Genomic DNA, 26,484 nt, shown 5'->3' with positions numbered 1-26,484 from the left:
CCATTTCGGCAGGCGCTATTGGTAACAATTCATTTGCTATGACGGTACTCTCCGAAGCAACTGTAGCCTCTGGAGCAGGCACTGAAAACCATTCTGATTCAGTGGCAAAGCCTGTTTTAAAGAAACAGCAGACCATCAAGATAAAAATGCCGCGTTGCATATCATTGCTCCCCTTTTTCATCCTCAATAAAAAAGGCGAAAACAAACTGCCCATCGACACTGTTGGCATGCACTGAATCTCGCTCAAGCGTCATTCTTTCTAAAGTTACCCAGTTTGAGTAACTCAAAACACTTTTCACCAAACGACGAATCGCAGAAAACTCCCCGCGCAAGCCAATAGTGAGGCGCTGGCTATTTGGCGCCGTGTCCCATTGCCAAAGCGTGACCAATGCAGATGAAGACTGAAAATCTGTCGAAACATAATTAAATAAATCCACTTTTGACAAAATTACGGGGCGATGCAAAAGCAATTGTTGATATTGAGCCTGATAATCTGGTTGTGGCTGAGCCAATAGCTCTAGCTTCTTTAAATAGATAAGATGCTCATGTTGCCTAGATGACAATTGTTCTATGAGCTGTTGTTGTTTAGGTTTGAGCACCTCACTCCAAATGCCCCACGCTCCCACACAAACACCGCTAGCAAGCAGTACACTGAGGCCATATACCTTATATTTAGGTAAATGCAGCCAACGACCCCAATCGTAAAATAGCAGCCAATTCATGGTGTTTGACTTCGAATGTGAAACGAAATTAAAAAGCGAGTGCTGGATTGACTATCCAGATTCACTTCAGGAAGTAGTTGTTCAATCTGCAAATAATGAATCCATGGTGCTTGTGACAGTGCATCCATAAAAGGGCTCAGTTGATGAATGTGCTGTGCTCGTCCTTCAATTTCACATGCTGAAAGCTCGCACACGAAACGCAGTAGGCTGATCCCTTGCGTAGCGGGTTTGTGTGGCAAAAGATCAATAGGAAAAGGACGCTCTGTTTGAGCTTGATGACGCTGTATCAATAATACACGTTCATACCAGCGTTGCTGCTCTTCTGCAGCTTGAGTCGCCTCTACATGGGCACGCTGAGTGCGCTTCACCTCCGAGGTTAATGCATGTAAGTTGCGCTGCAGTTGTTGTTGATATTGCATCGCAAAGCTAAGCGCTAGCAACGAGATCAACAAAACTAAAACGGGGAGTAACGTCAGGCGTAAGATAAACAGCCACTTTCGGCGACGGGCAATACCTTCTCTCCAAGGTAAAAAATTGATCATTGGAGCGCCTTACACCACGACATAGCGCCCAATGCACACCCAAGTGCTGGATAATAACGTTCAAATGCTAGTCGTTCGATTTCCCCTATATGACCCTGCGCCAACAAAGAGGCATCAATACAAGATAGTGCAGAGTCATCGGAAACTTGCTGGAGGAAGTGTTCTACTTGTGTTGCAGTACCAAACAGTAATAGGGTTAAATCCACGGTTTCTGAGTGAGAATTCAGAGTCAATTGATGCTGACGCAGACTTTGTACAAGCTCAGCAAAGCAACATAAGTTAAGGTCAAAAGTGTAAGTTGTCAGACACCCATCAAGGGATACGGCTTGCAGCTTGTCATCGGTTATCTCTAACGCATAGTGCGCCGTCATCTGCTTTATGGATAACAATTGCTGGCTCAAAGTCACTAAATCGGTGAGTGCCCAACCAACGACATTGATACTCAAGCCACTGTCGTTTAGTAGAGTATCCAGTGTCTCCTGTTTACAGATAAAAAGGTCGATATCCTGTTGCGCGTGATGATCAGCACGGCACCTATAATCATAGGCCAGAGGGTCTTGCCCTAACACTTGGGACAACTGCTCACGCACATAAGAAGACTCTTCATCAGCACAGAGCGATGAATTTATAACAGAACTCTTACGTAACACCTCTTCAAATTCTAAGCTTATTGCGACACAATTCCGCCATTTTGGTAAATGCTTATTAAGCTCTGTAGTAACAGATTTCCAATCATTTTTACTCTGTATGGGATAAGTTAGGCAATCTTGTATTTTCCACCCCGATTGACTGTTTTTTAGCACCACACAAATCAGTTTGTTTTGACGTACAGTAATGCCGGAAAATACGGAATAAAGCATACAAATCCCTGTTAAATGCAGTAAATATCAAAAATTTAGGTAGCTAAGCAAAAAAGCGGTTACACTAAGTTATTGTTTGTGCTCATTGTGAATATGAGCAAATTTAAATCTTTCAAAAACAAGGAAACTTGGGTGAAGTTCATAAAGATTACATTAGTCCTTGCACTGATTTGCATCGTTCTTGGGCTAGGTACAATTTTTGGTTTTTACTATTATCTGAAGCCCCAATTGCCAGATGTGGCAACGCTGAAAGATGTTGAACTGCAAACACCAATGCAGGTATACACACACGACGGTAAACTGATCGCCCAGTTTGGTGAGAAGCGTCGTATCCCTTTAAAACTGGATCAAATCCCTCAAGAACTGATTGATGCTGTTATCTCTACTGAAGATAGCCGCTTCTATGAGCACTATGGTTTTGACCCGATTGGTATTACTCGTGCCGCTGTTGCCGTAATCTCAACCGGTTCAGCCAGCCAAGGGGCCAGTACCATTACTCAGCAGTTAGCTCGAAACTTCTTCTTATCCAATGAGAAGAAAGTAATGCGTAAAATTAAAGAGATATTTATCGCCGTTCACATTGAGCAGTTATTGAGTAAACAAGAGATCCTCGAGTTATATCTCAATAAAATCTATCTCGGACATCGTTCTTATGGTGTCGGTGCAGCGGCCCAAGTTTACTTTGGTAAAAGCCTGCAAGACCTCACTCTTGGTGAATTAGCTGTCATCGCCGGTCTACCAAAAGCACCGTCAACAATGAACCCTATCTATTCCATTGATCGCGCCACGACACGACGTAATGTTGTGCTTGGAAGAATGCTTGCCGAGCAAAAAATCACTCAACAGCAGTTTGATGATGCGACAGCAGAGGACCTACGAGGTGAAACTCATGGTGCTCAACCACAGGTAAGAGCGCCATACGTGGCTGAAATTGCCCGTGCTTGGATGGTGAAAAAATTTGGTGAAGAAGCCGCTTATACCTCTGGTATGCGTATCTATACGACGGTAGATTCAAAACTGCAAAATGCTGCCAACATCGCCGCTGTCACAAACCTTGTGAACTACGACGAACGTCACGGTTACCATGGTGAAGAGAAAGTTGTTTGGGCTCCTGATGCAGCGCCGATGGATCAGGATGCTTTACAGAAATATCTACGCACTCAACCTACCTATGGTGCTATGCACCCTGCCGTAGTCATTAAAGTTGAGGGAAAAACCGCTCAAGTCTTCATTAAGAATTATGGCTACCAAACCATTGAATGGGATGGGATGAGTTGGGCTCGTCGCTTTAAAACAGATAAGCGTCAAGGGCCTGCACCGAAAAGCGCCAAAGATATTCTAGAAGTAGGTCAACAGGTTTGGGTTCGCCCAACGGATATTGCACGTGCATTGACTCCGACTGAGACACCAGACACAGTAGCAACCTCTGACGCAGAACAAACACCTGCAGAACAAACACCTGCAGAAGAGCCGGCACCGATTGTTTGGCGACTCAGCCAAATACCAAGTGCAAATACCGCTATGGTTTCGATTGAACCTACCTCAGGACGTATTACTTCCTTGGTCGGCGGATTTAACTTTGTACATAACAAATTTAACCGCGCCACTCAGTCATTGCGTCAAGTAGGTTCAAGCATTAAGCCTTTCATCTATTCTGCTGCAATTGATGATGGAATGACGCTTGCGTCATTAATCAATGATGCGCCGATTAACCAATGGGATGAAAGTGCTGGCACCGCGTGGCGACCTAAAAACTCACCACCAAACTATTTAGGTCCAACACGTCTTCGCATCGGCCTTGCTCAATCGAAAAACGTCATGGCTGTACGTGTACTACGTGCCGTAGGTTTAGATGAGACTCGTGACTATCTGACTCGTTTTGGTTTTGCTAAAGAGAACACACCTCGTTCTGAGACCATCGCGCTAGGTGCAGGCAGCTTAACACCAGTGCAAATGGCACAAGGTTATTCTGTATTTGCTAACGGCGGTTACTATGTGGAACCTTTCTATATTGAACGTGTAGAAAATCCATACGGTGAAGTTCGTTTCCAAGCTAACCCTACCGTGATCTGTAAAACTCACTGTAACAACTCTTTAGTAACTGACGTGACGAAACACGCTCAAGATCATGAAGTGAAGCTGACTGAGTTGACCAATGACAAAGGCGAACATATTAAGGCTGAACATACTCAGCCAAGATATGCGCCAAGAGTCATCACCCCACAAACCGCTTTCTTAGTTAGAGAGCTAATGTACAGCAACATCTGGGGTGGCGGTAGCTGGTCTAAAGGTACAGGCTGGAACGGTACAGGTTATCGTGCTCAAGCACTAAAACGTCGTGATATTGGCGGTAAGACAGGTACAACAAACTCCTCGAAAGACGCTTGGTACAGCGGCTTCGGACCGAATGTAGTGGCAGTAACTTGGGTTGGTTTTGATAATCACAACCGAGATCTAGGTCGCACTACGAGAAATGCCAACTTAGGCTCTAAACAAGCTGCTGGGGGCGAAGCAGGTGCCAAAACAGCACAACCAGCTTGGATTGACTTTATGCGTATCGCATTGGCAGATAAACCGGCTCAACGCAAACAAGTACCTCGTCATATCATTCAAGCGCGCATTGACCGAAACTCAGGCTTACTCACCCATAAAGCAGATGAAACATCTCGCTTTGAGTATTTCCTAGAAGGTACAGCGCCAACAGAATACGAACCAGAAAACACCAGCAATGGATTCTATGGAGAAGACATCTTCTCTGATGATTCAACTGACGGTGACGATGGAGAAAATAGCGGAAGCTTATTCTAGTTCTGTCATAAATAAGAAGGCCCAGACACTTAATGTCTGGGCCTTTTTGTATCCAATGGATAACGCTCATTACAACAGTGGCAACACCTCTGTAGGGCGTTTAACTCACTGCATTACTCACTATCACTCAAACTATTGGCAATGTACTTCGCTAGTGCTTCAAATCTTGGTTTAAATGGTGAACCTGGTCGATAAGCCAAAACTAACTTTCTAAATGGTTTTGGATTTACTGCTTCGATATAGCAAACGCCATCTTTTGACTTCTCTTGAGGCACGGCCAATTCTGGCAATAAAGTCACACCAGAGCCTGCTGAAACCATGTTTCTTAGCGTTTCTAGGCTGGTCGCTTTAAAGCGTTGATCTTCTACTGCGCCAGAGGCAAAACAAAAGCCTAATGCTTGGTCACGTAAGCAGTGTCCATCGCCAAGGAAAAGAACCGTATTGCCCTCAAGCTTTTGCATATCCAGCTGAGACAAGCCACTCCACTTGTGATTTTCAGGAACAGCAAGCACTAACGGCTCATCATAAATAGCCAGCTCATTAAACTGTTCCGTCTCTTTTACTGCAGCCAGAATCAAACAATCCAATTTCCCCTCTTCCAGTTGTGCCACCAACTGATGGGTCTGAGCTTCATAAAGAAACACTTCTAAATCAGGAAAATCATGTTTGATCTTCGGTACAATGCGCGGCATCAGATATGGACCAACCGTCGGAATAAATCCAATATGTACCGGCCCTTGCATAGAGTCACCCTGCGCACTGGCCATGTCGGTAAATTGCTTAATATCGACCAGTATTTTCTTAGCCTGCTCGACAAGTAACAGCCCTGCATCTGTAAACAGTACTTTGCGACTGCTTCTTTCTAATAACGCGGTGCCTAACTCATCTTCAAGCTTACGAATTTGACCACTCAACGTCGGCTGACTAACAAAGCATGCTTCAGCCGCCTTGCGAAAATGTTTGTGCTCAGCCAAAGACACTAAATATTCAAAATCTCTAATATTCACAAGTTTTTCTCTATAGGTTTATCTGTGAAAAAGATACCACCAAACCTCACCACCTATCAAAAGAATTCCTAAATCACTTAGAAATGCTTCGAAAACAATATTTTAGTTATAGATTTAGATGCACTCTCTTTCATAGAAAGTGAGGAAAGTACCCGCTACTACTTTTCAGCCGCAACCACTGAAATTTCAACCAACAAAGCTTCCCTTGCCATATTTGCCGTCACACACGCTCTTGCAGGAGCATACCCTTCAGGCACCCAAGCATCCCAAACAGCATTCATTTCCTGAAAATATTGCATGTCCTTGATGTAAATGGTCGCTGAGAGCATGTGTTGTTTATCGCTACCTGCTTCGAGCAATAATTGTTCAACTTTATCTAACATGGTTTGCGTTTGCTCAGTAATGCCTTGAGTCGCATCAGCACACACCTGACCGCAGAGGTAGATTGTGCCATTGTGCTTAACAATACGGCTCATTCGTTGTTTGGTTTGTTGGCGTTCAATCATGATCTTCGTTCTCCTAAAATAGAGATAGCATTGTAAATAGGTTGAAATTTCTAGCATTTATATATGCTCTGAAATGTCGACGAGATCGAATAGCAATGTGCAAAAAGCCGCTATCGTACCAATCACACTAAGTCAGTGATTAGAAATAGCGCAGGAAAAATAAAAAAGCCCCTGAACAGTATTGTTCAAGGGCGATTAGAGAGTCACCGAAGAAGTCCCTTACTTTGTCATACCGCTACAGCGACTTAGAGCAGCACTTGGTATGTAAGGATGGCAATATTAAGCGACGTTAACCGTAGCAATGATTTGCTCATTAAGATTCAGTTCTAATGCCACTTCATCACACGCATGTTGACGTGGACATTGTTCACAGTCTTTTAGTACTTTCTCTGGCAGTAGCATTTTTGAGGTCGGAATGAAGTGATGCTTCATAAAGAACTCTGGCGTTCTAGTCAGTACAAAGACTTTCTTAATCGCCATTTGACGAGCTCGTTCTACCAAGTGCTGTACAACCGCAGTACCTTGACCTTGCCCTTGCCAACCCGCTTCTACACCTAGAGAACGAATTTCAGCTAAGCCTGAGTCATACACATACAGAGAAGCACAACCGGTCACTTCACCGAGATGCTCTGCGACCGCAAAAGAGCCAATATCACGGATGAGTTCACTGCGGCTACGCGGCAAGTTTTCACCTAAGCCAGCCCAGTAAGCCACCATACCTTCTAAGGTATCGATATCAGTGAGGCGAGCAGCGCGAACTTTAACGCCAGAGGTGTCTCTTTGCTCTAAACGTTGCTGTGCTTGTTCAACCGCATGCGCCACCTGTTGCGGGCTTACGCCGCCCAGTGCCGAACGCTTCTCAAGACAAGAGTCTATAGTCAGAATCTCGTACACATCATGCTCAATCACATCAGAGAACTGTTTCAGCTCTTCAATGCTCAACTCTTCCAGAGCGCAACCTTTAGCAATGGCCGCTACAACCGCAACCCCAACAATATGGTGCGCTTCACGGAATGGAATGCCTTTCGCTACTAGGTAATCAGCAAGCTCAGTAGAGTTCGCATAGCCTTGTTTCGCCGCTTCAAGTGTACGTTCACCGTTCACTTTAATGCCTTCAAAACACAGACCTGCCATTTCCATACAATCGTTCCAAGTGTCTAAGGCGTCAAATAGACCTTCCTTATCTTCTTGCATGTCTTTGTTGTACGCTAGTGGCAATGCTTTAACTGTCATCATCATGCCAGCCAGTGAACCGTACACACGGCCACACTTACCACGAATCAGCTCTAGTGCATCTGGGTTTTTCTTCTGTGGCATCAATGAAGAACCTGAAGTCACAGTATCCGCTAATTCAATGAAGTTAGACTCACCTGAGTTGTAGAAGATCATATCTTCTGCCAGACGAGACAGGTGCAACATTGACAGTGATGCAATCGACATCAGCTCCATAACATGGTCACGATCAGAAACAGAATCTAGACTGTTACGGGTTGCACGACGAAAGCCCAGTGAATGTGCAAGTTGCTCTCTATCCATTGGATAAGCCGTACCCGCCAATGCGCCAGAACCGAGCGGACAAGTATCCAAACGCTTGATTGCGTCACTCAATCTTGAGTAATCACGCTCTAGCATTTCAACGTAGGCAAGACACCAGTGTGCAAACGTCACCGGCTGAGCACGCTGTAAGTGCGTGTAACCTGGCAATACCGTGCCTTGATGTTGCTCAGCCACAGAAACCATTTTGGTTTGCAGTTTATCTAGCGCAATCAACAGTTGATTACCTTGCTGACGACACCACAGTTTAAGATCCGTTGCTACCTGATCGTTACGTGAACGACCGGTGTGTAGCTTCTTACCCAGATCCCCTACTTTGCCGATTAACTGTTGCTCTACCCATGAGTGGATATCTTCAGCATCAGATTGAAGGATCTGTTCAGGATCCTCCATCACTTCCAGTTTTAGCTCGTTAAGTGCTAACTCAAGTTTCTGTTGCTCTTCTTCTGTTAGAACATTGACCGAATGCAGAGCCTTAGACCAAGCGATCGAGCCAACAATGTCTTGCTCAGCCAATCGGTAATCAAAGCGAAGTGAATCGTTGAACTGTTTAAACCGAGTGTCTGCTGCTTGGGTAAATCTACCGCCCCATAATGCCATTGTGTTCTCCTGAAATTCCTTAGTCTAATGCTGCTTACTTTATTCTATTTTTAACGCTATTTCTTTAATTCATTAAGAGCGCGGATTCTGCTTGAAAGCGAGTACAGACGGATAAAGCCTTCAGCATGGCTTTGGTCGTACACTTCGTCTTCGCCGAATGTAGCAAACTCTTCAGAGTAAAGGCTGTTGTCAGAACGTTTCTGAACAACGGTGGCTTGACCTTTATACAATTTAATCACTACTTCACCATTCACATCTTGAGCCAGTTCATCTGAAGCAGCAAGGATTGAACGACATAATGGAGTAAACCAACGGCCATCATAGACAAGGTGAGACGCTTTTACGCCCAACTCTTCACGGAATTCAAAAGCGGCTTTATCCAGCACAAGTTGCTCAACAGCACGTAGCGCTTCCATGATGATAGTGCCCCCTGGAGTTTCGTAACAACCACGAGATTTCATACCAACAAGACGGTTTTCTACGATATCAATACGACCAACACCGTGTTTAACGCCTTTTTCATTTAAGAATACTAGCGCGTTGTATGGCGTCATTTTCTCGCCATTGATCTCAGTCACTTCGCCTTTTTCAACTTTAACAGTCACTGTTTCTGATTCGTTTGGCGCTTGCTCTGGATCGACTGTCCATGCCCAGCAATCATCATTTGGCGCATTCCATGTATCTTCTAGAACGCCACCTTCTGTTGAGATGTGCCATGCGTTTGCATCACGAGAGTAGATCTTAGTCAGTGATGCAGAACAAGGGATGTTACGCTCAGCTAGGTAATCTAGACACTCTTCACGGCTTACTAGATCCCACTCACGCCAAGGAGCAATTACATGTAGGTCTGGTGCTAGAGCAGCAAATGCGCCTTCAAAACGAACTTGGTCATTACCTTTACCTGTACAGCCATGACAGAGTGCGTCTGCACCTACTTTACGTGCTACTTCAACTTGAGCCTTAGCGATAATAGGACGTGCCATAGAAGTGCCTAGTAGGTACTTACCTTCGTAGCATGCGCCTGTTTTTAGGGTTGGGAAGATGTAATCTGCTACCATTTCTTCTTTTAGGTCAGCAATGTAACAAGCCGATGCACCTGATGCTTTCGCTTTTTCTTCGATGCCTTGTAGCTCTTCTTCGCCCTGACCTACATCCGCCACAAATGCCACAACTTCACAGCCGTAGTTTTCTTTTAGCCAAGGGATGATAACTGATGTATCTAGGCCACCAGAATAGGCTACAACAACCTTATTTACTTTAACTTTGCTCATACTAAATTCTCCGATAAATAGGAACGTTGCTTGTGGAACATTCCTAATAATTGTTATTTACTAAATGTAATTGCCTACTATTCAGGCTGAAAAAGGGTGCCAACATTTTGTCCGGCAAACAGTTGTTCTAATTTTTCTGGGTAGCGCCAAGAAGCGACTTGGATAGGTCGACCTAAATCGCTAGCCGCTTGCAGCGCAGCTTGAACCTTGACGATCATTCCGTCGGTAATCACTTGTCCATGAATCAATTCATCTGCGTGAGGTTTATCTAGACTCTCAAGCAAATGTCCTTTGCCATCCAATACACCACTCACATCAGACAATAATGCCAATTCCGCATCCAAAGCACCCGCAACGGCTACGGCGGCTTGGTCTGCATTCACATTCATCATTTGCCCAGCTGTTGTTAAACCAATTGAGCTAATGATAGGTAATGTGTTGGTCGCCAAAATGGCTTGTAATAAACTTGCGTCACCAGGCGTTGCTTTACCAACTGCACCCAATTCAGGATCAAGCTGTTCAATATGACACAATCCGCCATCGGCAAGGCATAAACCTACGGTTTTTAAACCCGCTTTAATCGCTTCACCTTGTAGCATTTTGTTGGCCGTGCCCGCGAGTGCGCCTGTAATTAGAGGGATCTGCTCTTGTGGAGTCACACGCAGTCCATCTTTTTTAGTGGAAGTAAGTTGTAAGCTATTTAGCAATTCATCCACTAAATAACCACCTCCGTGTACTACAACAATTGAACGTTGAGATTGTTGAGATGCCTGTTCAATCGCTTTAAATAGTTTTGACAAAGTTTCGCTACATTCAAGTGCAGCTCCACCTAACTTAATAACCAACGGTAATGTGCTCATAAATGACTTCCTTTGCGACGACTTAAAACAACGCTGTTGTTTCAGGGAATTGATTACGAATATTCAAACATTGCATTGCTTGCGCAGATGCCCCTTTTAATAGGTTATCAATCGCAGAAACGACGATAAGATGCTGACCTTGTACTTTCCAACCAATATCGCAGAACGGTGTGTATTCCACGTCTTGAATCTTAGGCATGTCTTGATGCTTTAGCCTTACTAACTCAGCGTCGCTGTAGGCTGCGGTAAACACTTGCTCTACTTGTTCTGCGCTCACGTTGTCAGCCAGCTTGAGCGTAATAGTCGCTAAAATACCGCGTTTAAAATTACCTAGGTGGGGAGTAAAGATCACCTCTTGCCCTAAGTGGTTTGAAATTTCAGGTTGATGACGGTGAGTAAATACACCATACGCCTGTAAGCTCACTTCGCAAAAGCTATTGGTTTTGCTGGCTTTGATTCCTGCGCCAGAAACGCCGCTCACCGCATTGATAACCGGCCATTGCTTACTATCCAGTAAACCCGCTTCAATAATTGGCTTAATCGCCAATTGCGACGCAGTTGGGTAACATCCTGCCACAGCGACTAGATCAGTCTGCGAAATCTGCTCTTTATTCCATTCCGCTAGGCCGTACACGGCTTGTTCAAGTTCAGTTAAATGTTCGTGCTCAAAACCGTAGTATTGAGTGTAGAAATCATCGCCTTGCACTCTGTATGCACCAGACAAGTCAAAAACTTGACAGCTATGCTTTAAAAATACCGGTGCTAAGTCATGGCTCACTTGGTGAGCGGTAGCAAGGAAAACAATATCAGCCTGTTGAGCAACGGCATCCACATCATTCAATGGCAACAGTGGCATATCAATTTTACCTAGCAATTTACCATGCAGCTGACTGATAGGCTTATTTGCGTCTAGACTGTTGGCTGAGACATACAAACCTGATAGCGTGAGACTAGGATGTTTCAGTACCATATTGGCAAGTTCAGCGCCGGTATAACCGCTAGCTCCAATAATCGCTACTTTAAGTTGTTTTTCGTTAATCATCAGCCGACTCTGCAAAGTTGATTATTAATGTAAATAAAAAGGCTTATTTCGCTTTTTTATTCATTCTTTGTGACTTAGTATGTGTTTTAACCTTTCATTAGTTATCTGTCAATAGTGGATGTAAAGATAATATGCCAATACCTAAATTTGTTGATATTTATCAAGGCTTGATAAGTACTTCTTCCATCAGCTCTACCGACCCCAAATGGGACCAAGGAAACGCGCAAGTTATTGCTAAACTTGCCACTTGGTTTGAAGATCTTGGCTTTGTCGTAACGACTGAAGAAGTGGAACCTGGAAAACTCAATCTAATGGCTCAGCTTGGCACTGGCGAAGGTGGCTTATTGCTAGCAGGACATACTGATACCGTTCCCTTTGACCAAGGACGCTGGAATTTTGACCCTCACCAATTAACACTCTCCGACAATCGCTATTACGGATTGGGAACAGCGGACATGAAAGGGTTCTTTGCGTTTATCTTAGATGCAGTCAAACAAATGCAACAAAACGGTACCGATTGGGGCACGCAAACGAAGCCACTCTATATACTCGCAACTTGCGACGAAGAGACCACCATGCTTGGCGCTAAACATTTCACCAAAGATGCTCCGTTTAAACCGGACTACTGCATCATAGGCGAGCCGACGAACTTAGTGCCAATTCGGGGCCATAAAGGCCATATGGCAAACGCCATTCGCATTACCGGTAAATCGGGTCACTCTTCCGATCCGGCATTGGGAGTCAATGCTATCGAAATCATGCACGAGGTGATGTACTCATTAATGCAGCTCAAACAACGCTTAATTAAAGATTATCATCACCCAGGGTTTGCTATCCCTAATCCGACCCTAAATCTTGGGCACATTCACGGTGGTGATAGCCCTAACCGTATTTGTGGATGTTGTGAACTGCACTACGATTTAAGGCCTTTACCCGGATTAAGCCTTGAGAGCTTAGATCAATTACTACAAGAACATTTACAAACTGTAATGCAAAAATGGCCGGGACGAATCGAGGTTAATCCACTACACCCACCTATCCCAGGCTATGAATGTCATGCTGAGCATCATTTTGTACAAGATATGCAACAGCTGTGTGAAACAGAGTCACAAACCGTCAACTACTGTACCGAAGCACCGTTTTTACAAGAATTATGTCCAACTTTAGTCATGGGACCCGGTTCTATTGATCAAGCGCATCAACCTGATGAGTTTTTGAGTTTAGATTTTATTAATCCGACGATTAATATTTTGCAAAAATCGATTAACCAGTACTGTTTCACAAATTCAGCTGAATAGTATGTGAAATTAAGTTTCAGCATCTGAATTGTTGTAGATATCAATTATGATTCAAATCAATTCAGATGTTGGTTTTTCAATCAAATTTGTTCAAAGTTTGACTCTTACCCCTTTTCTTGGATAGATTGGATCTTAACTCAAGGAAAGATGTGTAATTTAATTACGAGGCTCAATGAAATGAATAAGAAATATTCTGCACTTACCAGTAACGTCAAGATGCTTGGTAATCTACTTGGCAGAACCATTAAAGACGCTCACGGAGAGGAGATTTTTAATAAAATCGAAGCTCTTCGTCAATTGTCTAAGTCAGCTCGTAGCGGTCACAAAGAAGATAGAGAGGCTCTCATCCATGAGATTGAGAACCTGCCGGATGAGCAATTTATCCCAGTAGCTCGCGCATTCAACCAATTTTTGAATCTGACTAATATAGCCGATCAGTACCATACAATTTCTCGTCATTGCGAAGAGCATGTTTGCGAACCTGATGTACTTCAAACTCTCTTTAATAAGCTAAATGCGAAAGAGATCTCTAAAAAAGAAGCTTCAGACGCAATCAAAAACCTCAATATTGAATTAGTACTTACTGCGCATCCTACAGAAATCTCTCGTCGCACCATGATCAATAAGCTACTTAAGATAAACGATTGTTTGTCTAAGCTAGAGCTTAGCGATATTGGTCACTCTGAGCGCACTAAAACAGAACGTCGTTTAGAGCAACTTATTGCTCAAAGCTGGCACTCTGACGTTATTCGTCAACAACGCCCTACCCCTCTTGATGAAGCTAAATGGGGCTTTGCTGTTGTTGAAAACTCTCTTTGGGAAGCAGTTCCTGACTTCTTACGTGAGTTAGACGAACGAGTATCGACTCACCTTGATGAGCCTCTACCTATCGATGCTCGCCCAGTGCACTTCTCTTCTTGGATGGGTGGAGACAGAGACGGTAACCCGTTTGTGACTCATAACATTACTCAAGAAGTACTTTGGCTATCTCGCTGGAAAGCGGCGGATCTATACCACACTGATATTGAAGAGCTGATTACTGAACTCTCTATGATTGAGTGTAACGCAGCCGTACGTGAGCTTGCTGGCGATAGTCACGAACCGTATCGTGGCATCCTAAAAGAAATTCGCACTCTGCTTAATAACACTCGTAAGTCTATTGCTGCAAGACTGGCTGGCGATACGATTCCAAATGTCACTATCTTAGAAACAGCTGACCAACTGTGGGAACCACTGCATACCATCTACACCTCGCTACATGAGTGTGGCATGGGTGTCATTGCTGAAGGCTCACTGCTTGATACACTTCGTCGCATCAAATGTTTTGGTGTTCACTTGGTTCGACTCGATATTCGCCAAGAAAGCACAGAACACTCTAATGCTCTATCTGAAGTAACGCGTTTCTTAGGTCTGGGTGACTACGACCAGTGGAGTGAACAAGACAAGGTTTCCTTCTTAGTAAAAGAGCTGAGCGATAACCGACCTCTTATCCCACACAACTGGGAACCATCACCAATGGTTAAAGAGGTGATTGAAACCTGTAAGACGGTTGCAGCTCACCCTAAAGAAGCCTTTGGCTCTTATGTTATTTCAATGGCACGTACCGCTTCTGATGTACTTGCTGTTCACTTATTGCTACGTGAAGCGGGCTGTAAGTTCCGCTTAGGCGTTTGTCCATTATTTGAAACTCTAGAAGATTTAAATAACTCAGAAGCCGTCATGCAACAGCTGTATAGCATTGATTGGTATCGCGGATTTATCCAAGGCGAACAGATGGTCATGATTGGCTACTCTGACTCAGCAAAAGATGCCGGTGTAATGTCTGCTGGCTGGGCACAATACGATGCAATGGATAAGCTGGTTAAGGTCTCTGAAGTTGAAAACATCGACCTTACATTGTTCCATGGTCGTGGTGGCACTATCGGTCGTGGTGGCGCTCCTGCGCACGCAGCATTGCTATCGCAACCACCAAAAAGCTTAAAAGGTGGCCTACGTGTGACAGAGCAAGGTGAGATGATTCGCTTTAAGCTTGGTCTACCACAAGTAGCAGTAAACAGCTTGCACTTATACGCTAGCGCCATTTTAGAAGCGAACCTTCTTCCACCTCCAGAGCCAAAACAAGATTGGCGTGATCTGATGGAAGTATTGTCACAGGTTTCTTGTGAGTCTTACCGTAATGTCGTACGTGGTGAAGCGGACTTTGTTCCTTATTTCCGCGCGGCAACACCGGAACTTGAGTTAGGTAAACTGCCTCTAGGCTCTCGTCCTTCGAAGCGTAACCCGAAAGGTGGCGTAGAAAGCCTACGTGCTATCCCATGGATCTTCTCATGGAGCCAAAACCGTCTGGTACTTCCTGCATGGTTAGGCGCAGGCGAAGCGATTCAATACTCAATTGATAAAGGCCACCTAGAGTTACTAGAAGAGATGTGTCGTGAATGGCCATTCTTCTCTACTCGCTTAGGTATGCTTGAAATGGTGTACTACAAGTGCAGCATGGATATCTCTAAACTGTATGATGAGAAGCTTACAGACCCATCACTATGGCGTTTAGGTGAAAACCTTCGTGAACAACTACAAAAAGACATTCAAACTGTTCTTAAAGTAGAAAATAACGAGAACCTAATGCAAAGTGACCCATGGGGTCTAGAGTCTATACGTCTACGCAACATCTATGTTGATCCATTGAACATGTTGCAAGTTGAGCTTCTGAAGCGCACCAGACAAACAGAACAGAATAATCCAGAGCTTGAAGAAGCACTGATGATTACTATTGCCGGTATTGCAGCAGGAATGCGCAACACAGGTTAAATTCAGTCTGTCAGGCTAATCCTTAAGCCCTAGCTCTTCGAGCTAGGGCTTTTTCATATCCGTACCCTTCTCCCCTCTTTTTTAATCCATTGCGCACTAGCAAGCCGATTGCACTCAAACACAATATGAGACCGAAAGCAGTAAACATGTTTTTGTAATACTTATTTTTCGTTAATCCAACCCCCAAAAATGATAGTAAACTGTGAGCTTATAGGTAAGGGATCTTGTATTTCATTAAAAAAAGAGACGCAATATCTCCTATTTATTAACCATAATAAAACACACTATTATCAGGTGAGAATGGCTTAAAAGGTAATACATGCACTCATGAACTTCTTGAGTGGCTCGCACTCTTCAATGATGACCAACTAGAGTCTGAACTGTGCGTTGTTTTTTATATGCAGTAATTTGGAAGAACAACATGTCATTACCACACGTTATATTGACCGTACTAAGCACACGAGATGCTACCGGTTACGACATTACAAAAGAGTTTTCTTATAGCATTGGCTACTTTTGGAAAGCAAGCCACCAACAGGTTTACCGTGAGCTAAATAAACTGGCAGAAAAAGAATTAGTCACTTGTCAGCTATTCCCTCAATCAGGCAAGCCTGATAAAAAGATTTACTCAATCACAGAGCGCGGCCGTGAGGCACTGGCTAAATGGTTTGAACAACCTATTTCGCACCCAACCGTGAGAGATGAGTTTGCAGCTAAACTTTATGCATGTGAAGTTCAGCCTGCTGAAGGTTTTTCTGACCAACTGCAACTTGCACTAAACGATTCACGTAAACTGGTTCAGTTTTACAAAGAAATCGAACATACACATTACTCTGATACCCGTATCCTGAGCCAAAAAGAGAAAATTGAACGACTAACTTTACGTCGTAACCTTTTGACTCGTGAAGCTTGGAATGAGTGGGCTGAAGAAGTGTTGGGCGAGATTGCTTAACTGAAAAAACAAAAGGACCTAGCTTTTATGCACTAGGTCCTTTGTTTTATTTCACACCAATATACAGCCACAACGATAGCGTTTTCTTAGGCTAAATTCCCTTTATCCACATCCGCCAATATCCATCATAATTGCAACGTTAATTGTTATTGAATGTCGTACCTAATCGCTACGGGCGAACACCCAAAGTGTGGCATAGCGCATACGTCATCTCAGCACGGTTCAGGGTATAGAAGTGGAAGTCTTTCACTCCTTCACGGCTTAAAATACGCACCATATCAATCGCCTGACTTGCACCTACTAGCTGGCGAGTCATAGGATCATCATCCAACCCTTCAAACTGTTTCGCCATCCATCCAGGGACTTTCACGTTGTTCATCGCAGCAAAGCGAGAAGCTTGTTTGAAATTAGAAACCGGCAGAATACCAGGGATGATCTCCACATCGATACCCGTTGCCGCACAGCGGTCACGGAAGCGAAGGTAACTTTCAACATCAAAGAAAAACTGAGTAATCGCTCGGTTTGCCCCTGCGTCCACTTTACGTTTCAGGTTAAGTAAATCCGCTTGAGCGCTTTTTGCTTCAGGGTGTACTTCTGGGAAAGCCGCTACTGAGATATCAAAGTCATGGCGAGATTTAAGTAACTCAACCAGATCGGAGGCGTACATATCTGGCGTGCCACCGTTTGGCGGTATATCACCACGCAACGCAACAATGCTTTCGATACCGTTCTTCCAATAATCATCAGCAATCGTGATGAGCTCATCGCGAGAAGCATCAATACACGTTAAATGTGGCGCAGCAATTAAGTTGGTTTGAGTTTTGATTTCTTTGATGATTGAGTGAGTACGATCTCGCTCACCAGAGTTAGCACCATAGGTAACCGAAACAAATTTTGGTTTTAATGTTTTTAGGCGATGCACTGAGTTCCATAGGGTCTCTTCCATTTTTTCACTGCTAGGAGGGAAGAACTCAAAAGAGACATTGATATTATCAGAAAGCTCAGCAACATTTTGATTGAGTGCATCAATGTGGCTTGCGTGTGTATAACCCATATTTCCTCTCCCTGTGCATTCGCACAATCACATAACTTTAAACGTTTAGACGTCTATATGTCTAGATAATGTAAATTTATGAGAGGGATGTCAACAAAAATTCGTACAAAAGTTGAGTCTTTTTAAGAGAGGAAGCCTCTAACGAGAGTCCGTTAGAGGCTTGAGATAGGAATTATAATAGACTAGATAAACGATTTAGGTCAGATTGCAAAGCACCCGCAGTGACTTCTCGTCCCGCACCCGGGCCACGAATAACCAGTGGATTATCTTTATACCACTTGCTCTCTATGGCGAAGATATTGTCACAAGGCAATAGATTCGCTAAAGAGTGATGCGCTTCAAGCGCCTCTACGCCCACTGTCGCCTCTCCTTCTTTAGAAAGCCGTGCTATGTATCGAAGAACCTTTCCTTCGCTTTGTGCTTTATCTAAGCGCTCCGCTAATGCCTCATTTAAGATGCTCGCTTGGTGGAAGAACTCATCAACGGACAGTGCTAACAAACTCTCTGGTACTAACGATTCCACTTTGACACTTTCAGGTTCAAGCTCTAAGCCAGATTCGCGTGCCAAGATCACCAATTTGCGCATCACATCAGTGCCATCTAAATCCGCTCTAGGGTCGGGTTCCGTCAATCCTTGCTGCCAGGCTAAATCAACCAACTCGCTAAACGGAATTGAGCCATCGTATTGCTGGAATAGCCACGATAAGGTGCCAGAAAAGATCCCAGATAATGCGACAATATCATCGCCACTTTCACGCAAGTCTCTTACGGTATGATTTACCGGCAACCCTGCGCCTACAGTTGCATTATACAACCAGTGACGCCCTGTTTTTGCAAACACGTCTTGTACCTGATGGTAAAACTCACTCGGCGCTGAACCCGCCAGTTTATTTGCTGAAATGAGATGCATCCCATGCTCTGCAAACTCAAGATAGCGATCAGAGACCTGCTGACTGGCAGTAACATCGAGCACCACAATTTCATCAAAGCTAGTTTGACGATTGACTAAAGGTAGCCAATCTTCTTCAGCAGCAACGGCCTTCTCCGAGAACTGACTATTAACCTTGCTTGCATCAATGCCCTTTTCATCAAACCAATAATGCTGACTGGCAATAACGCCAATAAGATCAAAGCTCATGCCTCGACGTTTTTCCAATTCGTCTTTTTGGCTAGCAAACAGATCAAGCCAACTAGAACCAATATTGCCTTTGCCACACAGTACAATGCCAACACGTTTTTGAGCTTGAAATAGCTGTTTGTGTAACACTTTCAATAACGATGGGATCGCTGTAGTTCTGACAACAGCAATAATGCTCAGCTCTGATTCCGTTTCAAACATGAATTCAACATTCACGCTCTTCAATGTTTGGTAAAAACCAAAGCAATGGTTGGCGTTGTTGGTCACACCCGCGCCAACGGCCGCCAATAGCGATAAGCCGGTCTTAACCTCAATCGCCACCTCAAAGTTTGCTGATTCGATACACGCTAGAGCACCCGCCAATAACTCGCTAGTGTAAGCAAGGCGTAGACAGTGCTGATCCGATTGTGATTCATAAGCCAGAGGCGCTAATTGCGCTTTATTTAGCAAAGCCAATACTTGCGGTTCCAAGCTTTCAAAATCATGTGCCTGGCTTAACGTTAGCTCAATCAAGTTAACATCATCTAATGAAGTCACTATTTTAGCGCCTCGACCAGAAGCTAATACGCGTTCAATGCGCGTTGAACCTGATTCTGGCTGATGGCTACAACGTAGCTCCAAGTCCATAGCACTTTGTGCTACAGGCTGTAGCGTTCGACTGTGTAATACAGGAGCGGCTAAGCGTGCCAGTTCACTGGCTTCATCAAGACGAAGTAATGGCAGTAAACAAGCGTCTTCTACAATTCGAGGATCGGCGCTATAAACACCCGCTACATCACTCCAAATTGTGACTTTTGATACTTCCGCTAATGCGCCGACAATCGTCGCCGAATAGTCAGAACCATTGCGGCCAAGCAGCACAGTTTCACCCTGTTGGTTGTACGCCATAAAGCCAGTAATAACCAATCGCTTATGTGGATGCTGAACGAGCACTGATTTCATTAATGGCCAGGATAAATTGCGATCGATTTCTGGTTGAGTCCCCGCTTCTGCACGTAAAAAATCACGAGAATCAATGGCGACACTTTGCATGTCTCTCTCGCAAAGCAATGCACTTAACAGGCGAGATGACCACACTTCACCATGCCCTAATACTGCGGACTTTTGAGGCTCAGTTAACGGTGCATTTAAAGCACTTAACGCAGTAAATTCACTATTGAGTAAATCTTGCAAAAGAGCGGCTGTTTTTTGCGGAAGCAAATCGGAAATCAGTTGATTCTGGTAACTTCTCAGTTCCAATAAAATCTCATGAGCAATACGCCCATCTTTCTCTAAAGCCGTCAACCAGCGAAGTAAGTTATTCGTCGTGGAACCCGCGGCCGATACAATCACTAAATCACCGACATTAGAGTACTCAGCTAAGATATTTGCTACACGGTCAAAACACTCTGCATTGGCCAGACTGCTACCACCAAACTTATGCAGTTGCGTTGCATTGTTCATAATTAACCCTCAACCGAATCAAATGCTTGGGCAAGATCATCAATAAGATCACCGCTATCCTCTAACCCAACAGATAGACGTAATAAGAAGTGAGAAACCCCAGCTTCTGCCAGTGCTTTCTCACCCATTGCTCTGTGCGTCATCGTCGCTGGATGACAAATCAAACTTTCTACTCCACCGAGTGACTCAGCTAAAGAGAACAAGGTTAAGCTGTTTATAAAGGTTTTCAGCTGCTCAATATCACCATCAAACTCAAAGCTCAGCATACTGCCAAAACCTGACTGCTGTTGCTTAGCAATCTCATGGCCGGGATGATCCGGTAGGCTTGGATGGTAAATGGTTTTCACACGCTTTTGAGACTGTAAGAAATTTAAAATTGCTTGTGAGCTTTCTTCATGCACACGCATGCGCGCTCCCAACGTACGAATGCCGCGCAATGTCATATAGCTATCAAAAGGCGTTCCTGTCGCTCCAATGCAGTTACCCCACCAGCCCAGCTCTTCTGCATGCTGTTCCGTTTTAGTCACGACAACGCCGCCAATCACGTCTGAGTGACCATTGATATACTTGGTTGTGGAGTGGATAACAAAGTCTGCGCCAAGCTCTAACGGTTTTTGATAAATAGGCGTTAAAAACGTATTGTCGACGCCAACTAATGCGCCAACTTCAGCGGCTTGCTGACATACTTTTTTAATGTCGACCACACGAACCAATGGGTTAGATGGCGTTTCGATAAGAATCAATTTTGGTTTTCTTGCAATCGCAGCGGCCAGTGCTTGATCGTTTGACTGATCGACAAACTCAACCTTAAAGTCACCTTTCTGCGCTCGAGTATTGAACAAGCGGTAAGTACCACCGTAGCAATCATGCGGTGCAATAATTAAATCATCAGGACCTAAAAATGCGGAGACCCATAAGTTTAATGCTGATGTGCCACAGTTAGTGACAACCGCACCTTTACCAGATTCTAGTTCAAATAATGCTGTTTCTAACAGTCCACGATTGGGGTTTCCAGAACGGGTATAATCATACTTAGGTACATCCCCAAATGAAGGAAAGCCGTAGTTAGTGGACAGGTAAATCGGGGGAACAACAGCATGGTGCTGTGTATCAGACTCTATGCCGGTTCGCACGGCAATTGTCGATGACTTATGTTTACGGCTCATTTTCTGGTCCTTCCTTTGGCGATGACTGGAGAGTTTGCAGCCAATCAAATTAATCTGAATCTATTACTAGATTACCGTGAACAGAATTAGACTTCAACACATCTAGACGTCTAAAGGCCTTTACATATAGCGGTAAATATCGCTAGAATTAGGCACTCACACTTATATTAGGTAATAAAGGTTTCTAATGGCAGACTGGAATGGCGAATACATCAGCCCATATGCTGAGCACGGTAAGAAAAGCACTCAAGTTAAAAAGATCACTGTGTCTATTCCGCTTAAGGTTCTCAAAATCCTAACGGATGAGCGAACACGCCGTCAGGTTAATAACCTACGCCATGCAACCAACAGTGAGCTTTTGTGTGAAGCTTTCTTACACGCTTATACTGGCCAACCTCTGCCAACCGATGAAGACCTGAGAAAAGATTGCCCTGATGAAATCCCCACTGAGGCAAAAAAAATCATGTCAGATCTTGGTATCGAATTAGAAGTCTTTGATGACTAACAGTAATACTAAACTAGCATAATGCCTAAATAGAGATAATAAAAAAGGGTTAGAGTGACAGCACTCTAACCCTCTTTACTTTCAACTGATATTATTCTTGCATATAACCCTTTGGTAGCTCAATGCGAGCAACGCCTGAAGCAACCGCAGCTTCTGCTACTGCTCGAGCGACTCTAGGCAGCAAACGTGGGTCCATAGGCTTAGGAATGATGTAGCCATGACCAAACTCCAATGAGCTCACTCCAGCCGCTTGCATGACTTCCGTTGGCACCGGTTCTTTTGCCAACTGACGAATGGCCTCAACAGCGGCCAATTTCATTTCAATATTAATTTCACTGGCTCTGACATCTAAAGCGCCACGGAAAATAAACGGGAAACAAATCACGTTGTTCACTTGGTTTGGGTAGTCTGAACGGCCAGTCCCCATAATAAGATCACTGCGCACCGCATGTGCCTGTTCTGGCTTAATCTCAGGATCAGGGTTAGAACAAGCAAACACCACAGGCTTGTCTGCCATCAGCGCTAATGCTTCAGGTGATAATAGGTTCGGACCCGAGACTCCAAGGAACAGATCCGCACCTTCAATCACATCTTCAAGAGTGCGCTTATCGGTGTTATTGGCAAATAACTGCTTGTATTCATTTAAATCATCACGACGAGTATGAATAACGCCTTTACGATCTAGCATGTAGATTTTCTCACGCTGAGCACCGCATTTAATCAATAGCTCCATACACGCTACTGCAGCAGCGCCAGCACCTAGACAAACAATCGTTGAGTCGCACAGTTGCTTTCCTTGCAGCTCAATTGCATTAAGCATACCCGCTGCGGTCACAATCGCTGTGCCGTGTTGATCATCATGAAATACAGGGACATCGCATCGTTCAATAAGTCGACTCTCAATTTCAAAACAATCTGGTGCTTTGATATCTTCTAGGTTAATGCCACCAAAAGTATCGGCAATCGCTGCAACGGTATCGACGAACTCATCAATAGTACGGTGCTTAACTTCTATATCGATCGAATCTAGCCCTGCAAAACGTTTGAACAATAATGCCTTGCCTTCCATCACAGGCTTAGAAGCCATTGGCCCTAAGTTACCTAGACCCAAAATAGCGGTGCCGTTTGAAATGACCGCGACCATATTTCCTTTTGCCGTGTACTTGTACACGTTGTCCGCATTTTGAGCGATTTCGCGTACAGGCTCAGCAACTCCGGGGCTATAAGCTAACGCTAGATCATGTACTGAATCAGCAGGAGTTGTTAATTCAACAGCTATTTTTCCTGGCTTAGGAAACTCGTGATAATCAAGAGCTTGTTGGCGGAAATCATTTATCGGTTGGTCATCTGACATCAAAGAGCATCCCTTCGTAGATATTAGGAGAAAAGAAAATAATTTGTGATTGTAAATAAAAAAAACGAAATGTACTACAAGGTCACTAGAGTAAAAAGGAATACGCTAGATGATTAACTTAGAATAAAGGCAAGTAGATAGAATGGTTTTCTGGCGCGATCAAAAAAGGCCGCCTAAGCGACCTTTTTTCTGTATCTTTACAACTAAGATTATTTCTTAGAAGAAAGAGCACCGAAACGCTTGTTAAAGCGATCAACACGGCCGCCAGTATCAACGATACGTTGCTTACCAGTGTAGAACGGGTGACATTTGTCACATACGTCTAGGTGGATAGATTCTTTAGCTAGAGTTGAGTTGAACTCAAAAGTATTTCCGCAAGAGCAGTTAGCTGTTACAGATTTGTATTCAGGATGGATACCTGGTTTCATGGGAAAACCTCATTTATAGGCCGCGTCGCTATCCAAATCTAAGGTTGGACACCACACGTAGTTTCTAACAGTGACACCGCGTAATACAGCATCTTCAAGGCGCAGTATAGTAATGAATTAGTCTTTAGGGATCAACTGATTTGTCCCTTTTTTCACCACATTCACTATATTATTCCTATATCTTTACCTCAGCAAAGCAATACTGAGTCAGGTAGTACACATTTTTCGTCATGTCCGCGGTCTTTTTCTAGTATGATCACCACGGTAATAATCCAGATAGTAGAAACACCTAAGAGACCCCATGCGCCCAACAATCGCTAGAGTTGCCTTGCCCGTACCTCTAGATAAAGAATTTGAATACCTCATCCCTTCACACTTATTTCCTGTGGTGGGCGTGCGTGCGTGGGTGCCATTTGGCCCCAAAAAGCGACTGGGCGTTATCACAGCCCTCACTCATCAATCAGAATATGATATTAATAAGCTCAAGCCCTTAACTGAAGTGCTGGATCTCGAACCTATCTGGCCAGAGAAATTATATAAACTGATCTATTGGGCAAGTCGATTTTATCAGTACCCTCTTGGGGAAACATTAAATGGGGCAATGCCTGGCGCCCTACGTAAAGGCAAACCCGCCCATAAACAACCGCAAAAAATTTGGCAGCTTACAGAATCTGGACGCAACCAATTAATGCAAGGCTTTGGACGCGCGGTACAGCAAGCTAAGGTTATGCATACGTTGCAGTACGCTGCGCTTGCTCAACATGAGCTTGCCACTCTCGATATCTCTAGCTCAGTGTTAAAAACATTAGAACAAAAGCAATGGGTGACTTGTTCAGAAAGTATTGAAATTAACGACCAGTGGCCTAGCAAGCTCATTAATGAAGAAGACAAGCGTCAACTTAATCATGAGCAAATGTTGTCTGTGGTCACAGTCAACCACATCGAAGGTTACGAATGTGCTCTTTTGGATGGGGTCACCGGCTCTGGCAAAACTGAGGTTTATCTTCAACTTATAGAGTCGGTCATCCAGCAAGGTCAGCAAGCCTTAGTCTTAGTACCCGAAATTGGTTTAACGCCACAAACCATCAACCGTTTTAAACGACGCTTTAACGTTCCCATTGAGACGATTCACTCTGGGCTCAATGACAGCGAGCGCCTCAATGCGTGGCTAGCGGCTAAAAATAAAGAATGTGGCATTCTGATTGGTACTCGTTCAGCCTTGCTGACTCCCTTTGCCAACCTTGGCATTGTCATTGTCGATGAAGAGCATGATTCATCTTATAAACAACAAGATAGCCTACGCTATCATGCCAGAGACATGGCTATAATGAGGGCTCACTCTGAAAATGTGCCTGTTGTATTGGGCTCTGCAACCCCCTCATTAGAAACTCTAAATAACGCCCTTTCAGGAAAATACTTACACCTTAAATTGACTGAGCGCGCCGGCGGTGCAAGCCCTACAAAAAACAGCGTGATTGATGTAAAAGGTTTATATCTAGAAAGTGGTTTGAGCGCCCCACTGATCGCACAAATGCGCAAGCACCTTCAACAAGGTAATCAGGTGATGTTGTTTTTAAATCGCCGTGGTTTTTCTCCCGCATTAATGTGTCATGAATGCGGATGGATTGCTGAATGTAGCCGATGCGATGCGTACTATACCTTCCATCAAGGCAGCAGTGAGATGCGATGCCACCATTGTGGTTCACAAAAACCCGTCGTTCATCAATGTCACAGTTGTGGTTCAACGCATCTAGTCACCGTTGGCGTTGGCACAGAACAGCTTGAAGCGCACTTAGAAACCTTATTTCCAGAGTTTAAAACCATTCGTATTGACCGAGACAATACACGTCGTAAAGGCAGTCTAGAGAGCGCATTGGAGTCTATTCGCAATGGTGAATATCAAATTCTTATTGGTACACAAATGCTCGCCAAAGGACACCACTTTCCCGATGTAACTTTAGTGGCGTTACTCGATGTGGACTCATCGCTATACAGCAGTGATTTCCGAGCATCAGAAAAACTGGCGCAATTATTTATACAGGTAGCGGGACGAGCAGGACGCGCCAGCAAACCCGGACACGTTGTTTTACAAACGCACCATCCAGAGCACTCTCTGCTGCAAGCTCTACTACACAAAGGGTATCCAGAATTTGCACAAAGTGCCTTAATGGAGCGCAGAGTGGCGCAGTTGCCGCCCTATGCCAGCCTTTCTCTGTTTAGAGCTGAATCCAATCACTCACAATTGGCTGAAGACTTTTTAAGACAGGTTAGGCAAACATTAGAAGCCCATCCTTTATTTGATCAGCAATGCTGGGTGCTCGGCCCCACACCCGCACCAATGGCAAAACGAGCAGGAAAATCTCGTTGGCAACTTATTTTGCAGTGCCAATTACGATCAACGATGCAAAAGCTGCTTATGAGTGCAAAACCTGCGCTAGACATGCTTCCAAATGCAAAAAAAGTCCGTTGGCACATCGATGTGGAGCCGATGGACTTAAGTTAAACCTGATGCATATAGTAAAATGCGAGTCACTTCACAGTAAGTTATGTGATTTTGCTACATGCC

General features: G+C 44.2%; 20 protein-coding genes. 6 read left to right on the top strand and 14 right to left on the bottom strand.

The annotated features are described in order from the left end of the window. Nucleotides 1-161 precede the first annotated feature (161 nt). The 3 genes from VEZ01S_RS11845 to VEZ01S_RS11835 are packed head-to-tail and all read right to left on the bottom strand — an operon-like array spanning nucleotide 162 to nucleotide 2,124. Nucleotides 162-722, bottom strand: coding sequence for a hypothetical protein (locus VEZ01S_RS11845; protein WP_021714284.1), 561 nt, complete (start codon nucleotides 720-722; stop codon nucleotides 162-164). Beyond that, nucleotides 719-1,264, bottom strand: coding sequence for a PilN family protein (locus VEZ01S_RS11840; RefSeq protein WP_021714283.1), 546 nt, complete (start codon nucleotides 1,262-1,264; stop codon nucleotides 719-721). The genes VEZ01S_RS11845 and VEZ01S_RS11840 overlap by 4 nt, the downstream gene beginning before the upstream one ends. Then, nucleotides 1,261-2,124 (bottom strand): hypothetical protein, encoded by an 864-nt coding sequence (locus tag VEZ01S_RS11835; protein WP_021714282.1) that lies wholly within the window; start codon nucleotides 2,122-2,124, stop codon nucleotides 1,261-1,263. The genes VEZ01S_RS11840 and VEZ01S_RS11835 overlap by 4 nt, the downstream gene beginning before the upstream one ends. Nucleotides 2,125-2,256: 132 nt before the next feature. On the opposite strand from VEZ01S_RS11835, the gene VEZ01S_RS11830 reads away from it, so the two are divergent. Beyond that, on the top strand, nucleotides 2,257-4,932 hold the full coding sequence (locus tag VEZ01S_RS11830) for a penicillin-binding protein 1A (RefSeq protein ID WP_021714281.1): 2,676 nt from the start codon (nucleotides 2,257-2,259) through the stop codon (nucleotides 4,930-4,932). A gap of 113 nt (nucleotides 4,933-5,045) precedes the next feature. Here the strand turns inward: VEZ01S_RS11830 and oxyR are convergent, their stop codons facing one another. The 6 genes from oxyR to argC form a co-directional block, all read right to left on the bottom strand. Beyond that, a complete protein-coding gene (gene oxyR, locus VEZ01S_RS11825) occupies nucleotides 5,046-5,939 on the bottom strand; it encodes a DNA-binding transcriptional regulator OxyR (protein ID WP_021714280.1) in 894 nt (297 codons plus the stop codon). Between the two features lie 158 nt (nucleotides 5,940-6,097). Beyond that, the gene (locus tag VEZ01S_RS11820; RefSeq protein ID WP_021714279.1) at nucleotides 6,098-6,445 is read right to left on the bottom strand and encodes a RidA family protein; all 348 of its coding nucleotides are present in this window, start codon (nucleotides 6,443-6,445) and stop codon (nucleotides 6,098-6,100) included. Between the two features lie 279 nt (nucleotides 6,446-6,724). Then, nucleotides 6,725-8,599 (bottom strand): argininosuccinate lyase, encoded by a 1,875-nt coding sequence (gene argH, locus VEZ01S_RS11815; RefSeq protein ID WP_021714278.1) that lies wholly within the window; start codon nucleotides 8,597-8,599, stop codon nucleotides 6,725-6,727. Between the two features lie 56 nt (nucleotides 8,600-8,655). Next, complete coding sequence (locus tag VEZ01S_RS11810; protein WP_021714277.1) at nucleotides 8,656-9,870, bottom strand: argininosuccinate synthase; 1,215 nt, start codon at nucleotides 9,868-9,870, stop codon at nucleotides 8,656-8,658. Nucleotides 9,871-9,947: 77 nt separating this feature from the next. After that, nucleotides 9,948-10,730: an acetylglutamate kinase gene (gene argB / locus VEZ01S_RS11805; RefSeq protein ID WP_021714276.1), complete on the bottom strand. Its 783-nt coding sequence runs from the start codon at nucleotides 10,728-10,730 to the stop codon at nucleotides 9,948-9,950. Nucleotides 10,731-10,752: 22 nt separating this feature from the next. Continuing rightward, complete coding sequence (gene argC, locus VEZ01S_RS11800; RefSeq protein ID WP_021714275.1) at nucleotides 10,753-11,772, bottom strand: N-acetyl-gamma-glutamyl-phosphate reductase; 1,020 nt, start codon at nucleotides 11,770-11,772, stop codon at nucleotides 10,753-10,755. 131 nt (nucleotides 11,773-11,903) lie between these two features. On the opposite strand from argC, the gene argE reads away from it, so the two are divergent. From argE to VEZ01S_RS11785, 3 genes are all read left to right on the top strand, one after another. Then, nucleotides 11,904-13,070, top strand: a complete 1,167-nt coding sequence (gene argE / locus VEZ01S_RS11795) for an acetylornithine deacetylase (RefSeq protein ID WP_021714274.1) — start codon at nucleotides 11,904-11,906, stop codon at nucleotides 13,068-13,070. Between the two features lie 177 nt (nucleotides 13,071-13,247). Next, nucleotides 13,248-15,878 (top strand): phosphoenolpyruvate carboxylase, encoded by a 2,631-nt coding sequence (gene ppc, locus VEZ01S_RS11790; RefSeq protein WP_021714273.1) that lies wholly within the window; start codon nucleotides 13,248-13,250, stop codon nucleotides 15,876-15,878. A gap of 421 nt (nucleotides 15,879-16,299) precedes the next feature. Beyond that, a complete protein-coding gene (locus tag VEZ01S_RS11785; protein ID WP_021714272.1) occupies nucleotides 16,300-16,830 on the top strand; it encodes a PadR family transcriptional regulator in 531 nt (176 codons plus the stop codon). Nucleotides 16,831-16,999: 169 nt separating this feature from the next. On the opposite strand, the gene metF is transcribed toward VEZ01S_RS11785, so the two are convergent. The 3 genes from metF to VEZ01S_RS11770 form a co-directional block, all read right to left on the bottom strand. Next, nucleotides 17,000-17,884, bottom strand: coding sequence for a methylenetetrahydrofolate reductase (gene metF, locus VEZ01S_RS11780; protein WP_021714271.1), 885 nt, complete (start codon nucleotides 17,882-17,884; stop codon nucleotides 17,000-17,002). 172 nt (nucleotides 17,885-18,056) lie between these two features. Next, nucleotides 18,057-20,465: a bifunctional aspartate kinase/homoserine dehydrogenase II gene (locus VEZ01S_RS11775; RefSeq protein ID WP_021714270.1), complete on the bottom strand. Its 2,409-nt coding sequence runs from the start codon at nucleotides 20,463-20,465 to the stop codon at nucleotides 18,057-18,059. Between the two features lie 2 nt (nucleotides 20,466-20,467). After that, nucleotides 20,468-21,631 carry an O-succinylhomoserine (thiol)-lyase gene (locus VEZ01S_RS11770; protein WP_021714269.1) on the bottom strand — a complete coding sequence of 388 codons (1,164 nt, stop codon included), beginning with the start codon at nucleotides 21,629-21,631 and terminating at the stop codon, nucleotides 20,468-20,470. Nucleotides 21,632-21,818: 187 nt separating this feature from the next. Between VEZ01S_RS11770 and metJ the strand changes: the two genes are divergently transcribed. Next, nucleotides 21,819-22,136 (top strand): met regulon transcriptional regulator MetJ, encoded by a 318-nt coding sequence (gene metJ, locus VEZ01S_RS11765; protein WP_021714268.1) that lies wholly within the window; start codon nucleotides 21,819-21,821, stop codon nucleotides 22,134-22,136. A gap of 91 nt (nucleotides 22,137-22,227) precedes the next feature. Here metJ and VEZ01S_RS11760 read toward each other — a convergent pair whose 3' ends face one another. Next, on the bottom strand, nucleotides 22,228-23,490 hold the full coding sequence (locus VEZ01S_RS11760) for a malic enzyme-like NAD(P)-binding protein (RefSeq protein WP_021714267.1): 1,263 nt from the start codon (nucleotides 23,488-23,490) through the stop codon (nucleotides 22,228-22,230). A gap of 209 nt (nucleotides 23,491-23,699) precedes the next feature. Then, nucleotides 23,700-23,918 carry a 50S ribosomal protein L31 gene (gene rpmE, locus VEZ01S_RS11755; protein ID WP_021714266.1) on the bottom strand — a complete coding sequence of 73 codons (219 nt, stop codon included), beginning with the start codon at nucleotides 23,916-23,918 and terminating at the stop codon, nucleotides 23,700-23,702. Nucleotides 23,919-24,219: 301 nt separating this feature from the next. Here rpmE and priA point away from each other — a divergent pair, with 301 nt between their 5' ends. Then, nucleotides 24,220-26,421: a primosomal protein N' gene (priA, locus tag VEZ01S_RS11750; RefSeq protein WP_021714265.1), complete on the top strand. Its 2,202-nt coding sequence runs from the start codon at nucleotides 24,220-24,222 to the stop codon at nucleotides 26,419-26,421. Nucleotides 26,422-26,484: the final 63 nt, after the last annotated feature.

The sequence above is a fragment of the Vibrio ezurae NBRC 102218 genome (assembly GCF_000467185.1).
Taxonomy (GTDB): domain Bacteria; phylum Pseudomonadota; class Gammaproteobacteria; order Enterobacterales; family Vibrionaceae; genus Vibrio; species Vibrio ezurae.
This window is presented reverse-complemented; position numbering and strand designations above follow the sequence as displayed.